15 protein-coding genes and 2 pseudogenes are annotated in these 15,184 nt (G+C 43.3%); 5 read left to right on the forward strand and 12 right to left on the reverse strand.

The features are described from left to right. Window positions 1-785: pseudogene (locus Q0192_RS13815) on the forward strand (hypothetical protein); the annotation flags it as partial. Between the two features lies 1 nt (window position 786). Beyond that, on the forward strand, window positions 787-1,401 hold the full coding sequence (locus tag Q0192_RS13820; protein WP_299290089.1) for a rhomboid family intramembrane serine protease: 615 nt from the start codon (window positions 787-789) through the stop codon (window positions 1,399-1,401). A gap of 167 nt (window positions 1,402-1,568) precedes the next feature. Here the strand turns inward: Q0192_RS13820 and Q0192_RS13825 are convergent. The 8 genes and pseudogenes from Q0192_RS13825 to Q0192_RS13860 all read right to left on the reverse strand — a co-directional run. Next, window positions 1,569-1,841, reverse strand: a pseudogene (locus Q0192_RS13825) (NADP-dependent glyceraldehyde-3-phosphate dehydrogenase); the annotation flags it as partial. Then, window positions 1,813-2,001 (reverse strand): hypothetical protein, encoded by a 189-nt coding sequence (locus tag Q0192_RS13830; protein WP_299290093.1) that lies wholly within the window; start codon window positions 1,999-2,001, stop codon window positions 1,813-1,815. The pseudogene Q0192_RS13825 and the gene Q0192_RS13830, both read right to left, overlap by 29 nt. A gap of 70 nt (window positions 2,002-2,071) precedes the next feature. Continuing rightward, window positions 2,072-3,436 (reverse strand): MFS transporter, encoded by a 1,365-nt coding sequence (locus Q0192_RS13835; protein WP_299290095.1) that lies wholly within the window; start codon window positions 3,434-3,436, stop codon window positions 2,072-2,074. A 12-nt stretch (window positions 3,437-3,448) separates the two neighbouring features. Then, window positions 3,449-4,117 (reverse strand): bifunctional 4-hydroxy-2-oxoglutarate aldolase/2-dehydro-3-deoxy-phosphogluconate aldolase, encoded by a 669-nt coding sequence (locus Q0192_RS13840; protein WP_299290097.1) that lies wholly within the window; start codon window positions 4,115-4,117, stop codon window positions 3,449-3,451. Continuing rightward, window positions 4,107-5,120: a sugar kinase gene (locus Q0192_RS13845; RefSeq protein ID WP_299290099.1), complete on the reverse strand. Its 1,014-nt coding sequence runs from the start codon at window positions 5,118-5,120 to the stop codon at window positions 4,107-4,109. Before Q0192_RS13845 ends, Q0192_RS13840 begins: the two co-directional genes overlap by 11 nt. Continuing rightward, the gene (gene uxaC, locus Q0192_RS13850; protein WP_299290101.1) at window positions 5,120-6,523 is read right to left on the reverse strand and encodes a glucuronate isomerase; all 1,404 of its coding nucleotides are present in this window, start codon (window positions 6,521-6,523) and stop codon (window positions 5,120-5,122) included. The genes Q0192_RS13845 and uxaC overlap by 1 nt, the downstream gene beginning before the upstream one ends. 62 nt (window positions 6,524-6,585) lie before the next feature. Further along, complete coding sequence (locus Q0192_RS13855; protein WP_299290103.1) at window positions 6,586-8,238, reverse strand: altronate dehydratase family protein; 1,653 nt, start codon at window positions 8,236-8,238, stop codon at window positions 6,586-6,588. A 13-nt stretch (window positions 8,239-8,251) separates the two neighbouring features. Further along, entirely contained in the window at window positions 8,252-9,760 is a 1,509-nt protein-coding gene (locus Q0192_RS13860; RefSeq protein WP_299290105.1) for a tagaturonate reductase, read from the reverse strand. 20 nt (window positions 9,761-9,780) lie between these two features. Here Q0192_RS13860 and Q0192_RS13865 point away from each other — a divergent pair, with 20 nt between their 5' ends. After that, the gene (locus tag Q0192_RS13865; RefSeq protein WP_299290107.1) at window positions 9,781-9,909 is read left to right on the forward strand and encodes a hypothetical protein; all 129 of its coding nucleotides are present in this window, start codon (window positions 9,781-9,783) and stop codon (window positions 9,907-9,909) included. Window positions 9,910-9,916: 7 nt separating this feature from the next. Here the strand turns inward: Q0192_RS13865 and Q0192_RS13870 are convergent, their stop codons facing one another. The 4 genes from Q0192_RS13870 to Q0192_RS13885 are packed head-to-tail and all read right to left on the reverse strand — an operon-like array spanning window position 9,917 to window position 13,047. After that, window positions 9,917-10,747 (reverse strand): DUF4350 domain-containing protein, encoded by an 831-nt coding sequence (locus Q0192_RS13870; protein ID WP_299290109.1) that lies wholly within the window; start codon window positions 10,745-10,747, stop codon window positions 9,917-9,919. Between the two features lie 30 nt (window positions 10,748-10,777). Next, a complete protein-coding gene (locus Q0192_RS13875) occupies window positions 10,778-11,137 on the reverse strand; it encodes a hypothetical protein (protein ID WP_299290112.1) in 360 nt (119 codons plus the stop codon). 9 nt (window positions 11,138-11,146) lie between these two features. Then, complete coding sequence (locus Q0192_RS13880; protein ID WP_299290114.1) at window positions 11,147-12,370, reverse strand: ABC transporter permease; 1,224 nt, start codon at window positions 12,368-12,370, stop codon at window positions 11,147-11,149. Between the two features lie 38 nt (window positions 12,371-12,408). Further along, window positions 12,409-13,047 carry an MBL fold metallo-hydrolase gene (locus Q0192_RS13885; protein ID WP_299290116.1) on the reverse strand — a complete coding sequence of 213 codons (639 nt, stop codon included), beginning with the start codon at window positions 13,045-13,047 and terminating at the stop codon, window positions 12,409-12,411. Between the two features lie 212 nt (window positions 13,048-13,259). Between Q0192_RS13885 and Q0192_RS13890 the strand changes: the two genes are divergently transcribed. Further along, window positions 13,260-14,204, forward strand: coding sequence for a Smr/MutS family protein (locus Q0192_RS13890; protein WP_299290118.1), 945 nt, complete (start codon window positions 13,260-13,262; stop codon window positions 14,202-14,204). 32 nt (window positions 14,205-14,236) lie between these two features. Then, window positions 14,237-15,184 (forward strand): glycosyltransferase family 39 protein (locus tag Q0192_RS13895; protein WP_299290120.1); only part of this gene is annotated, 948 nt, incomplete at its 3' end.

The following is a 15,184-nucleotide window of genomic DNA, read 5'->3' on the forward strand; positions in this document are numbered from 1 at the left end:
AGTTGCAGGCCGACGAAGAAACCAAAACGCAAAAAACCTTTGCTTTGGATTGGGAACTGGACAAAAACCATTTCGATACCATCGCTTTTAAAAGTTTTACCGCCAGTTACAAACCAAGTGAAGTTAGTGGTTTGCCGCGCCTTTATTACGACCGCAGCAAGCCTTTCACCAAAAAAATCCGCTATTACAATACTTATAAAGCCACGGTTTTTGCAGATAAACCACTGGCTTACATCATTCCGCAAGCTTGGGGAAAAGTGATTGATTTGATGGAACGAAACGGCGTAAAAACCCATCGGCTTAAAACAGATACGACTTTAACGGTCCAAACTTATATGATAACAGATTATAAAACGCCTGCCCGTCCGTTTGAAGGGCATTACCTGCACAACAATGAAAAAGTATCGGTAAAAGAAGCATCGGTAAAATTTTATCAGGGCGATGTGGTAGTATATTGCGACCAGCCGCTGAACCGCTATATTGTAGAAACGCTGGAACCGCAAGGCGTGGATTCGTTTTTTGCCTGGAACTTTTTTGATTCGATTTTGGGGCAAAAAGAACATTTTTCGGATTATGTTTTCGAAGATGTGGCGGCAGATTTGTTGAAGAAAAACCCGCAATTAAAGCAGCAATTAGAAGCCGAAAAAGCTAAAGACCCGGAACTGGCCAAAAGTGCGGAAGCACAGCTCAACTTCGTTTACAAAAATTCCCCTTACTTTGAGCCAACTTATTTACGTTATCCCATTGGCCGGATCATTGCTCCAATCAAATTAAATTTAAACTAACATGCTCGAATATTTTTATACAACACCAGTCGCTTCGGCTATTTTTGTGGTTACCATTTTAACCAGTTTGCTGGCTTTTTCTAACCCGCAGGTTTACGAAAGGCTGATTTTAAATCCGCACGAAGTTTATCGCAAACAAAACGTTTACACGCTTTTAACCAGCGGTTTGATCCATAAGGACTGGATGCATTTGTTTTTCAACATGCTTTCGTACTACTTTTTTGCTTTTAATTTAGAGCGAATTATCGGCCATTGGCAGTTTGCCGTTTTGTATTTAGTGAGTTTGGTTTTGAGCGATATTCCAACCGTTTTAAAACACAAAGACGATTTTTGGTACCGGACTTTGGGCGCTTCCGGTGCGGTTTCGGCTGTAGTTTTCAGTTTTATTTTGTTCGATCCAATGACGAAAATGATGATCCTGCCGCTGCCGATTCCGATTCCGGCAATTTTGTTTGGTGTTTTGTATCTGGTGTATTGTGTTTACGCCGGCCGCCAGCAAGCTGATACCATCAACCACGATGCGCACTTTTATGGTGCGCTAAATGGTGTTTTTATCACCATAATTTTATATCCGGAAGTGGTGCCTTATTTTTTCGGGAAATTAGGCCTGCGGTAGATTTTAATGGCGTTTCATCTTTTTTGTCATTTCTATCCAAAGGGAGAAATCTTCTTCAAAACGATTAATACCATGCTTCTTTTACCACCTGATTTTTGTTGTTGAAAGAAGATTGCTCCCTTTGGATAGAAATGACAAAGGCTTCCTTACCATGCTTCTTTTACCGCCTAAAAAATAAACTTCGTACTTAAAAAGTTGGATTCGTTATTGTTTACAATTTCGTTAATCAGCTTTTTGTTGCTGTCGTTTAGTTTGGTGGCAACCAAAGAACGGATTGAAAATGCACGCAGCGCATCAACCACTGACAACGTTCCTTCGGCACTGTCTTTTCTGCCGGTAAAAGGGAACATATCCGGGCCGCGCTGGCACTGGCAGTTGATGTTGACACGGCTAACCAAGTTGACAAAAGGATCAATTAAAGCAGCAATTTCGCTGGCATCTGCAAACCGGCGAAGAAACTTCGCTCAATTCGCCGTCCCACTGTTTCATTTCTCCGTTGGAGAGATATTCGCGTTGGATGATCTGTTCCGGTAAAAGAAATTCTTGCGGTATTTGGCTTTCTTCTACAAAAATCGCATCCAACTGATCTTTAAAATTCATGTTGTTCGTGTTATGGATAAAAGTACTTTAGCTGATGCTTCTTTTATAAGGATAAATTTGGACACGTGTTTTAAATATCTGTGATTGGCCTAAACCGTGGAACCAGTGTTTTCATAATTGTCCAGGCAATAATATAAGCAATAGCGCAATAAGTAAACATAATGGTATAACCAGTTTGGATATGGCCCAATGCTTTGTAATGATCGAAAAGCGCGCCGCCAACTTTTGACACGATCACGCCGCCAATTCCTCCGGCCATACCACCAATGCCGATGATCGAGCCAATGGCTTTTTTAGGGAACATATCAGAAACGGTGGTGAAAATATTTGCAGACCAGGCCTGATGCGCCGATGCGCCGATACCAATTAAAACTACCGGCACCCAATACGTATAATGCCCAAGCGGCTGGGCCAGCAAAATCACCAACGGAAATAGAGCGATCAGCATCATGGCTTTCATGCGGCCTTCGTAGGCATTGTAACCTCTTTTTAAGAAATAAGCCGGAAACCAACCGCCGCCAATGCTCCCAAACATGGTCATGCTGTACAAAATAAACAAGGGAAAAGAAATCGAAGTGCCTTCCATGCCGTATTGTGCTTTTAAATAAGAAGGCAGCCAAAACAGGAAAAACCACCAAACGCCGTCCGTCATAAATTTGCCGATGGTAAAAGCCCAGGTTTGTTTGTAGCCGAACAACCTGAACCAGGAAACTTTTTTTGCTTCGGTTTCAGATTCGCTTGGAACGATTGCTTTTTCATCCGGATCGAGTAAAATGTATTCCAGTTCGTTTTTGGTCAAACGTTTTTGCTGTTCGGGCTTATCGTAAAAAATAAACCAAAAGATCAGCCATAAAAAACCTGCTCCGCCGATAATTAAAAAGGCAGTTTCCCAGCCCCAAGCCGCAGCAATATAAGGCACGGTTGCCGGTGCGAGGATAGCGCCAACGTTTGCGCCCGAATTAAAAATGCCGGTAGCGAATGAACGTTCCTGTTTCGGGAAATATTCGGCCGTTGCTTTAATAGCGGCAGGAAAATTTCCTGATTCGCCAAAACCTAAAACTGCCCTCGAAAAAATAAACCCAAGTACAGATACAGATAAGCCTGTAATGCCAACCAATGCAAAAATAGAAGCTATGGCACCGCCAATCGGGATAGCTCTGGCATGCAAAATAGCACCAAAAGACCAAATGACGATGGCAAGTGCGTAGCCCCATTTTGTGCCAAGCTTATCAATTAAACGGCCGGCAAAAAGCATGGAGATGGCATAAATAAACTGAAACGCAGCCGTAATATTGGCATAATCAGTGTTTGTCCAGCCAAATTCTGCTTCCAGTTTGCCCGAAAGCAGGCTTAAAACCTGCCGGTCTAAGTAATTGATGGTAGTTGCAAAAAACAACAAGGCACAAATCGTCCACCTGTATCTACCTGTTTTCATATCGTTTTTGTTTTAAATTGACCGGCAACTTTTTACCAGTTCGTGCGCTTCTTTTGTGGCATAAAATAGTTCATCGTAAAGCTTTTCTTCCATCATTTTTTTGCTGATGAGCTTGCTGCCCAAACCAACCGCGCCTACACCAGCCTTAAACCAGCCGCTGATATTTTCTTTGTTTAATTCGACGCCGCCGGTTGGGATAAAAAGCTGGCCGGGAAACAGTTCTTTGATCGAAGTTAAAAAAGCTTCGCCCAAAATATTGGCCGGGAAAAGTTTGATCAAAGCGGCCTGGTTTTCCTGCGCCGTAAAGATTTCAGTCGGCGTCATGCAGCCCGGAACCCAAAGCATACCTGCTTCCAAAGCCAGTTGGCCAACCTTTGGGTTTACAATCGGGCTAACCAAAAAATCTGCCCCGGCCGCCAAAAAATCCTGTGCTTCTTTTACCGACTTAATTGTGCCGATGCCTAATTCCAGATCCGGCATTTCCTCGTTGGCAGTTTTCCGCAGCAACTTAAAATTCTCCAAAGCTTCCGGCCCACGGTTGGTGTATTCAAACACGCGGACACCAGCTTTATAAATCGTCCGGGTGATTGCTAAACTTACTTCCGCATCTTTGTAAAAAAACAGCGGCAAAGTGCCTTGTTCCAATATCTGGTTTAACGAATGCTCTTTTTTACTGCCCATTTTTGATCGTTCTTTTTATTGCTTCCACAGTCATGTTTGTCGCATCGCTTTCTATAAATAATTTGCCGAATGCCGCGGCCGTTGCAAATTCCAATGCTTCTTTTACCGGTAGTTTTTTGTACAAACCGTAAATTAAACCAGCCATAAAACAATCACCGCTGCCCACTTTATCTACAATTTTTTCGGCTTGATACTCCTCCGACACTTCCAATTTTCCACCGGTAAAAACAGTAGTATAATATTCAATCCCAATTTCGCCAAAACGAAAAGTATTGGCCACATATTTACATTTTGGATAAGCTTTGATAATAGCTTCGGAAGTTTTAGTAGCATGGATGATGTAGCTTTCTTTGGTTTCCGTTTGCAAAAGATGGTTGTCCAATTCCGTCCCCAACATTTGGTTGGCCGCCCAAATATTGCCCATAACCAAATCGCAATACTGCGCCAGTTTTGGCATAATTTCGATGGGCTGCTTGCCGTATTTCCACAATTTGGCGCGGTAGTTCAAATCTAAAGAAATGAAAATATTTTTTTCGGAAGCTGCCTTTAAAGCTTCTTCACAAATAGCTGCTATGGTTTGGTTGATGGCTGGACAAATCGCACTAAAATGAAACCAGGAAACACCGCTAAAAACAGCATTCCAATCAATGGTTTTGGGTTGAAGTTCTGCAAAAGACGAATAGTTCCGGTCATAAATTACACCGGCATTTTTCAGGTCTTTTCCTTTCGGAAGATAATATGTTCCAATTCGGTTTCCTTGAAAAACCACGGCAGAAGTATCAATTTTTTTTTCTTGCAGATATTGAATGATCTGCTCCGACAACATATTTTCGGGCAAAGCAGTGAGATAAGCCGAAGGCAAACCCCAAAGTGCCAGCGCAGTTGTAACGTTCAATTCCGCGCCGCCGATGTAAAAAGGCAATGAATTTTGTCGAAGCCAGTTTCCTTCCATATCCGGGCAAATCCGCAGCAGCAACTCGCCAAAACTTAATATTTTGCCCATTATTTAAAGTTGAAATAGTTTTTGGCGTTGTAGTAGCAAATATCACTTACAATCTTGCCAATCCACTCCAAATCGTTTGGCAGTTCGCCGTTTTCTACATCTTCGCCAAATAAATTGCACAACAACCTCCGGAAATATTCGTGCCGTGGGAAAGATAAAAAGCTGCGCGAATCAGTCAGCATACCTACAAACTTGCTCAGCAAACCCATGTTGGATAGCGCGTTGATTTGCTTTGTCATGCCGTCTTTCTGGTCTAAAAACCACCAGGCCGAACCAAACTGCACTTTTCCGGCAACCGAACCGTCGTTATAATTGCCAATCATCGTCGCAATCAACTCGTTGTCAGCCGGATTTAAATTATAAATGATGGTTTTTGCCAATCGGTCTTCCGAATCCAGACGATTTAAAAACTTAGAAAGCTGCCGCCCCTGACTAAAATCGCCGATGGAATCCCAGCCTGTGTCCGGCCCTAACTGTTTCAGCATCCGCGCGTTGTTGTTCCGTAACGCGCCCAAATGGTATTGCTGCACCCAGCCTTTTTCGTGGTCCCAAATAGCAAACTGAAAAAGCAAGGCAGATTTGAATTTGAGGTTTTCTTCTTGACTGATGCTTCTTTTAGCACGTATTTTTTGGAAAATGTTTCGGATTTCTTCTTCCGTATAATCTTCGGCGTAAATCTGTTCCAAGCCATGATCGGAAACCGAGCAGCCGTTTGCCGCAAAATAATCATGACGGGATTTTAGAGCCAACAGGTAAGCATCGTAATCCCGAATGGAAACTTCGGCAACCGTTTCCAGTTTATCCATGTAGGCGTTTAAAACTTCCAAATCATCCGGGTTCATCGCTTTATCGGGTCGAAAAGCAGGCAGCATTTTAACCGTTCCGCCTTCTTTTTTTAATTGCTGATGGAACTGCAAATTATCCAGCGGGTCATCAGTGGTGCAAACCGTTTCCACGTTCATCTTTTGCAATAAGCCCTGTACCGAATATTCTGGTGTTTGCAATTTTGCACTCGCTTCATCGTAAATGCCGGATGCTGTTTTTACCGATAATAAATTGGTAATGCCAAAATACCGTTGCAGTTCTAAATGCGTCCAGTGGTACAGCGGGTTGCGCATGGTGTAAGGCACGGTTTCGGCCCATTTTTCAAACTTCTCGAAATCGCTTTTGCTGCCGGTAATGTAATCTTCGTTGATGCCATTGGTACGCATCGCCCGCCATTTGTAATGATCGCCGTACAGCCAAACCTGCGTTAAATTTTTAAAGTTGCTATTCCCGGCAATTTGATCGGGCGGCAAATGATTATGGTAATCTATAATCGGTAGCTTCTCCGCGAAATCGTGGTATAACTTCTCTGCCGTTGGTGTTTGCAGCAAAAAGTTTTCGTCTAAAAATGGTTTCATTCAATTTGGTTTTAGGCTGATGGTTGGCAGCTCAATTTTTAGGTGATAAAAGAAGCATTGGCTTACAGCGAAACGCCCCGCTTCCATGGAATAAAATCGTCCTGCCCGTGGCGCACGGCACTTACTTCAATTTCTCCGCTGGCCACGCGGATGACGTAATCCAAAATTCGTTCGCCGGCTTGCTCAATGGTTTCTTCGCCTTCAATCACAGTTCCGGTATTGATATCAATAATATCGCGCATCTTATTGTACAACTTGGTATTGCTAGCAATTTTAACCACAGGCGTAACGGGATTTCCTGTTGGCGTACCTAAACCGGTTGTAAACAAAACTACGTTGGCACCCGAGGCCACTTCCGCCGTGGTTGATTCTACATCGTTCCCTGGTGTACACAGCAAGTTTAAACCAGGTTTAGTTACTTTTTCGGGATAATCCAGCACTTCTACAACCGGCGATGTCCCGCCTTTTTTGGCCGCGCCTGCCGATTTGATCGCATCAGTAATCAATCCGTCTTTGATGTTTCCGGGCGAAGGGTTCATATCGAAACCGGAACCTACCGCTTTTGCACGTTCGTTGTAAGTGCGCATCAAATGCGAAAAACGTTCGGCATTTGCAGTGTCCACGCAACGGTCGCTCATGTTTTGCTCCACACCGCACAACTCCGGAAATTCGGCCAAAATAACTGAACCACCGGCAGCAACCAGCAAATCAGAAGTATAACCGATAGCCGGATTGGCAGAAATTCCCGAAAAACCATCCGAACCGCCGCACTCCAAACCGATACAAATTTTACTGATTGGTGCGGGTTGACGCCTGTTTTTATCGGCCAAAACCAGTCCGGCAAAAGTTTGCTTAATGGCCAGCGAAAGTAGTTCGGCTTCGGTTCCAACTTTTTGCTGCTCTAATACAAAATAAGGTTTGTCAAATAAGGGCGAACGCTTTTTTATCTCTTCTTCCAAGATCGAAACCTGTGCGTTCTGGCAACCTAAACTTAAAACCGTAGCGCCGGCAACGTTTGGATGCGTAATGTAACCGGCCAGCAACCCGCAAAGTGCCTGCGCATCCTGGCGCGTGCCGCCACAACCGCCGTTATGGACCAAAAATTTAATACCATCAACGTTGGGAAACAAGCGGTCTTGTTTTGGTGCCAATTCGGTATAAGGCATTTCTGCGTTTAAAATTTGGCTGACATCGCTGCCTGACTTATACATCTTAATCAGTTCCTGCGCCTGATTGGCGTAAATGCGATTCCGACCGTAACCCAAAGGTTTGATTAAAGCTTCTTCTAAAACCTCCAAATTCCGGTTTTCACAAAAAACCATTGGGATCACCAGCCAATAATTTGCAGTTCCTACGCTGCCATCAGATCGTGGGAAACCGTAAAAAGTACGGTTGGCAAATTTGCTGATATCCGGTTTGTGCCATTCGGTGTGCCGCTCACCTATAAAAAAATCATTGGCGGCATGATGGATGTTTTTGGTGGTCAGCAAAGCACCTTTCGGAATAAAACTTTGCGCTTTTCCTACCAAAACGCCGTACATCATAATGTCTGCATCTATTTCAAAATCCTGTGCAGCAAATTTGTGTTTGGCCTGCACATTATCCTGTAAAGTGTATTGCTGATTATCGTAAGTAACCATTGAACCTTGCGGCAAATCGGTTAAGGCCACGATCACGTTATCGTTAGGATGTACTTTTAAAACCTGCTGCTTCATGTTTTTTAAATTATTATTTAGCGGTAGATAACCCGTCAATTGCCTTTAAAGCCCCTTCGCTGGCAATAACCGTATAAAATTGCTGTACCGCTGAAAGGAAACCGGGCAATAAAGTCAAATCGGTTCCCCAAAGTTCCGTATTATTTAAGATGGTATAAGTAAAAATATCAGCCGGAATGCTGTTTTTAATGCCATAAAAATAGTGTGCCAGGTCATCGTTTATCGGATAGCTTTCTCCGTTTGCTTCTCCAAAATATTTTCCGCCCTGTTCTTTTTCAATCTGTATAAAACGCAGATAAGCCGCAAAACCCAAAGCAATTCGGGCCGGCACTTTTTCCGATTTCTGGTAATGATTGAGCAAAACCGGCACCACGCGCATTTTTAATTTGGCCGAATATTGTACCGTGATGGCAATCCATTGATGTTTGATGTGCGGGTTGCGAAAACGGTCAAGCACTTGTGCCGCAAATTCGTCTGTTTGCTGTTTGCTTACTTTATACGGAATGGCCGATGCAATTTCTTCCTTCATCAACCCGCTTACAAAACCTGAGAACAGGGCATTGTCCATTGCTTCTTTTACCGTATCAAAACCGGCCAAAAAAGCCAGCCCGCAGCTTAACGTATGCGTGCCGTTCAGCATCCTTAACTTTAATTCGCGGTAGATTTCAATATTCGCTGCAATGATTACGCCCGGATCAGCTTCGGCAAAACTTAAAACCGATTTTACTTTTTCATCGCCTTGTATTGCCCACAAACGGTAAACTTCGGAAATGGTAAGCAATTGATCTTCGTAACCGGCTTTTTCCTGATAAGCAGCAACGGTCTCAGCATCCGGCTTTCCGGGAACAATACGGTCAACCAGCGAATTACAGAAAGAATTACTTTTTTCCAGCCAGTTGATAAATGCAGCATCCAACTGGTTAAAAGCTGCCAATTCCAACACGATTGCTTTTAGTTTATCACCGTTTCCAACTATTAATTCGGTAGGTACAATCACCATCCCGCTTGCTTCACTTCCGTTAAAAGCTTTAAATCTTTCTACCAAAAACGCCAATAATTTACCGGGAAAAGAAGTTGGCGGACTGGCTTCAATACTTTCTTTCACCAATTGAATTCCAACTTCGGTCGTATTGGAAATGATGATTTTCATCTCTGGGTTGTGTGCGCATTTCAGGATTTCGTGCCAACCGCTTCCTGCAGTTAAAACCCGGCTAATGGCAGAGCAAATGATGTTTTCTTCTGTTTTTTGTCCGTTTTCGATGCCTTTTATGCACAACGTATATAAACTGTCCTGCTCATCGAATTCGGAAGCGCCGCCTGTTGTGGTTGATTTAACTACGACCACGCGGCCGTTAAACAAACCCTGCCGGTTGGCTTTATCTATAAAATAATCGGGCAATCCGCGCAGCAAAACACCTGTCCCAAACTGCAATACTTTCTCCGGAAGGTTAAAAATTGATTCTTCCGGAACAATGACTTCAAGATATGGAATATCTTTTAAAGTGGATTTTGATAAAATCATAGCTGGGTTTTGGTTGAGCTTTGAAAAGTATCATTTTTTTAAACAGGATCAAAATCAATACTTACCAAATGCTTTTTGGCCGATGCTTCTTTTACCGGCATAAAATTGGTGCCGATAAAAAAACACCGGTAAAAGAAGCATCTGTTTAAAACACTTTTACTTAGCCGGGATTTGCTGAACCAGCCAGCTTACCAGATCGTTGCAGGCTTTAAGGTTATCGTAATCCGGCGGCAGGTTTCGCCCGTTTACATATTCATTGTAAAACCACGGATCGCCAACGGCAAAAACCGTTCCCTTGCCATATTTTGCAGTTGCCATTAACACCGAATTTTTATCGGTAAAAGAAGCATGCGCTGGCAGGCTTATTTTGAAAGTGGAAATATCTTTAAGGTAAATTTTCTTTGCGGTTTTAAAAATCGGATCGGTGGAAGGAACCCGCAAAGTGCCCAGTTCAATTTGCGAACCGATCACTTTATTGTAAACGTCTTCGTTAAAATGGATGCCAAATTTTTCGGCCAGGATGTTAAAATGTTCCAGGTCGCAGTTTCCCGCATCGTTTCCCATCAAAACCAAAACGCCGCCCGCTTTTACCCAAGCCGCAACTTCGGCCGCGTCCTGTTGGTTTACGTAATTTGGATTCGCGGTTTCTTTTTCCGTATCCGGGTCAACAATCAAATAAATAGCCGAACTTTTTAAATTGGCGGCTGTTGGCGCAGTATATAGCGTTGCTGTTTTTAGCCCTAGATTATTAAAAACACTTTTAAAAAGGCTGAAACCGTTATTGTCCGTTTCTTCCCATTTATAATGAAAAGATATGCTTCGGCCGGTTGAATCCTTCATAAATTCGTTGTTGAAGTACGAATCCAACATCACGGTTTTACCTTTTCCTGTTTTAGAGGTTTCTGATAAAGATTGCGCTTTGCCGCAAAACGATATAGCAACCAGTAAAAACAGGACGATGCTTCTTTTACAGGTGTTTTTTTGCATAAGGCTAATGTTAATTATAACCGGCAATGCTTAATTGCACATATCCTCCGGAATCTCTCGCGTAATTTTTTGCACTTTGGTAACTACCATCGTGCTGTCAAACTCTGCGCCAATGCCTTCTTCGCCGGATGGCCGTTTTAAAGCTTCCACTTCTACATAAACCGGTTCGTAAGGTTTCTCAAAGTTCATGTTTGAATATTGCAGCTCCAATTTGCCCGAACTGTCTTTCACCCAATATTCGCGGCCGGTGCTGCACTCTTTAAAAGACTTTACTTCCAGGCCAAAACTGTACAAGCCTTTGTAAACTTTGATATCGGCCTGGTTGTGGCGGGTGCAGCTACAAACAACAATTATCCCCAAAAAACCTGCAATGAAAATGGTCTTTTTCATGCTGCTAATTTACAGTTCCTGATTAATTTCATCGAGTTTTTGTACGCTTAACCGCGCACTAATGCCCGAAGCGATCACTGATATTCCGATCACGGTGAGAAACACCAATAAAAAATCATTTAGTTTTAACGTTACCGGATAAGGCTGCACCATAATATTGCCGCCCATCGTTACCCAGCCAAAATGGAGCTGCAGCAGGCAAAAGGTTAAACCAAGCAACATGCCCACCACGCAGCCAACCAAAGAAATCAGCATGCCTTCAAAAAAGAAAACACGCTGCACCAGGTTTTTATCGGCACCCAGACTGGTTAAAATGGCAATGTCTTTCCGCTTGTCAATCACCAGCATGGTTAAAGAACCGATGATGTTAAAAATAGCGATGATCAGCACAAAAGTGAGGATTAAAAAAACCGCCCACTTTTCGGAATTGAGCAGCTTGTACAACGATGTATTTTGCTGGTAACGGTTTTTTACGACATAATTTTTGCCGAACTTTTCCTGCAATTGCTGCTGTATCCGGTTGATGTTGGCGCCGTCTTTTAAGTTCAGTTCGAGGTAAGATATTTCCACAGGTTCGTCCAGCAAATCGCGGGTAAAACTGATGGGCGTGATCACCATGTTATCAAAATCCTGCTGCACCGAAAACACGCCCGAAGTACCGATATTGCGTACCACAAACTCATCCAAAGGGTTAAAAGAATTGACCTGCTTGTGCCGTGGCGAATAAATCTGCAACCGCGCCATTTGGTCTTTTACGTTGATGCCCAGACTGATTTGCACCGATGAACCAATGACGGCCAGGTTTCGGTTTCCATCTTTCAAAGTAAAAGAACCAACCTGCAACGTGCTGTCTAAAGCCGGGTTTTTTAAAAAATCGTTGCTTACGCCTTTTACGGTGCCGATAAACTGACTTTTGCCGTAGCGCAGCAGCACTTTTTCTTCCTGCACTTCGGTTACCGAAAGCATATCGGGCAGTTTGCGCAAACTATCTAAATGCAACGTTTGCGGGTCAAAAGTTTTTCCTTTTGCCGGAAGCACTTTCAATTCGGGCGTAAAACTGCTGTACAAAGAAACGATTAGCGTTTCAAAACCATTAAAAACCGAAAGGATAATAATCAGCGCGGCACTGCCCACCAGCACGCCCAGCATAGAAATGCCCGAAATAATGTTGATGGCATTGGTAGATTTCTTAGAAAAAAGGTAGCGCCTGGCTATAAATGCAGAGGTATTCAATTTTTCGGGATGCTTCTTTTATAACAACATTTTAACGCTTAGGTAAGAAAAGGATTGTATTCTTTTTCGTAGCCGATAGTAGTTTCTTCGCCGTGGCCGGGATAAACGATAACCTGGTCGGGCAAAACAAACAGTTTTTCGCGGATGTTTTTGATGAGTTGTTCGGTATTCCCGCCGGGCAAATCCGTTCGGCCGATACTTTCACGGAACAAAACATCGCCACCAATTAAAACATGGTTATTGGCCGAATAAAAACACAAATGTGCGGGCGAATGGCCCGGCGCAAAGATCAGTTCCAGTTCGGTTTGTCCGAATTTTATGGTTCCGCTTTCCGGCAAAAACGTTTCCGGTAAAGGCGAAAGTTCGTAACGGATGCCCATTTGCGGCGCATAACCCGGCACGGCCGAAAGCAAAGGCAGCTCGCCTTCGTGAAATTGCGGCTTCAACCCGTATTGGTCAAAAACAAACTTGTTGCCCAAAACATGGTCAATGTGGCAGTGCGTGTTCAACAGTAAAACAGGCTTCAGCAAATTTTCGGTGATAAAAGAAGCAACCTTGTTTTGCTCTTCGCGGCTGTACATGCCGGGGTCAATAATGACACATTCCAGCGTATCGTCAAATAGCAAATACGTGTTTTCGTAATACGGGTTGTTGGGGAAAGATTTTACGTGCAACATAATTTTTGATGGGTAAAAGAAGCATTGCTGCCGGTAAGCTTATAAGCAAAAACAGGCGGTTTTGTTGGACAGGACGATCGGGTTTTTACAGAAACTTGCAATCGCTTGCCTTATTCCAACTAAACATCAAACATTTACAGCTAAAGCTAAATTTGTGTTTACGCAATCGGAAATTGAAAAAGAACGTACTTTTATAAACTGAACTAAAGATTATGAAATTCAAATTGGGCGATTTTGTGCGTTTTGTGGAAGAGAAACGGGAAGGTTTTATCACGCGGATCATTGACGAACAAACGATTGGCGTTACCGGGGAAGATGATTTTGAGATTCCGGTTTTGGCATCCAAAGTAACTTCGGTACATGGCCGGGAAGCAGCAGCAGCGGCAAAAGCGCAGGAAGCAATTGCCGAAATACCGCCGCAGGAATTTACAGCAAAAGGCATTTATCTGGCTGCCGTTCCCGAAAAACAGGTTACTTCGGTGGTGCAGTTTTACTTCATCAACAACACTTCTTATACTCTGCTTGCTTCTTTTAACACCGAAAAAAACCAGGAATTTAAAGGCGAATTTACCGGGATTGTTGCACCAAAAACGTCGGTAAAAGTTTATTCGGCTGCGCTGCCGGATATTTCCATTTGGCCGAAATTTATTTTCCAGATTTTGTACCACAGCACACAAAAAGCAGAATTTTTAGATCCGCTGGTTTATTCGGAACGTTTTAAGGCGAAAGATTTTGCGGGATCAAAAACAACGGTGCATGTTTTAAACCAGTTGGGCTGGCAGTTTCAGTTGGATGCGGCGGAGGTGAAAGTGGATGCGCAAAAGCTGAAAGAAAGCTTTTTCAAATCGCCGGAGGAGAAAAAGGTAGTCGAGAAACCGGCCAAAGAAATTGATCTGCACATCGAAAAACTGCGCGAAGATTACCAGTTTTTAAGCAGCAGCGATATCATCAAAACGCAGTTGGAACGTTTCCAAAAAACGCTGGACGCGGCCATTGTGCACCAGTTGCCATCCGTAGTTTTTATCCATGGCGTGGGCAACGGTATTTTGCGGCACGAAATCCATAAAGTGGTAAGCAAACATCCGCAGGTAAAAACTTTTATGGATGCGCGGAAAGAAAAATTTGGTTACGGCGCTACGGAAGTTTTCCTGAAATAAATGCCGGTAAAAACAGTATGGCTTAAACTGACATGAACCGATCCGCTTCTAATTATTCCTACAAATGGCTGCATTTTTTTATTACGGCCGCTGTTGCGCTTAATTTTAGCGGTTTGTTTGTTACCATTTTGGGTTTGGATGGCCCACTTTACGCCTGCATTGCTAAAACAATGGTGCAGCGGCACGATTACGTTAACCTGTTTTCGGAAGGGAAGGACTGGCTGGACAAACCGCATTTTCCGTTTTGGGTTACGGCTTTCTCGTTCAATTTGTTCGGTTTTACAACCTGGGCTTATAAATTGCCAGCCATTTTATTTGTGTTGATGGGCGCGGTTTACACGTATTTGTTCTGCAAAAAGCTGTACAACAAAGAAGTCGCGTTGTGGTCGGTATTGATTTTTCTGACAGCCGAACACCTCATTATTTCCAACAACGATGTGCGCGCCGAACCTTATTTAACCGGTTTGATCATCGCTTCGGTTTATCATTTCTATAAAACACTCGATAAAAACAGTATTGGCCATTTGCTGTTGGCTTGCGTTTTTGCCGCTTGTGCCGTAATGACGAAAGGTATTTTTGCGCTGATCCCCATCTTTGGCGCTTTTGCCGGCCAATTTATCTTCACCAAAAACTGGAAACAGCTTTTTCATTGGCGCTGGCTGCTGGCTTTCGTTTTGGTGATGCTGTTTTTAGCACCCGAAATTTATTGTTTGTACCAGCAGTTTGATTTGCATCCCGAGAAATTAGTTTTTGATCAACACAACGTTTCCGGCATCAAATTCTTTTTTTGGGATAGCCAGTTTGGCCGTTTCTTCAACAACGGACCGATCAAAGGTAAAGGCGATCCGTTATTCTTTTTTCACACCTTGCTTTGGGCATTTATTCCCTGGTCGGTCTTGTTATACATTGCCGTTGTCCAATTTTTTCGACAAAAAAACAAACGCGAATGGTTTTGCATCAGCGGCGCGCTGCTTACTTTT

It is taken from the genome of uncultured Mucilaginibacter sp. (assembly GCF_937859865.1).
Taxonomy (GTDB): Bacteria; Bacteroidota; Bacteroidia; order Sphingobacteriales; family Sphingobacteriaceae; genus Mucilaginibacter_A.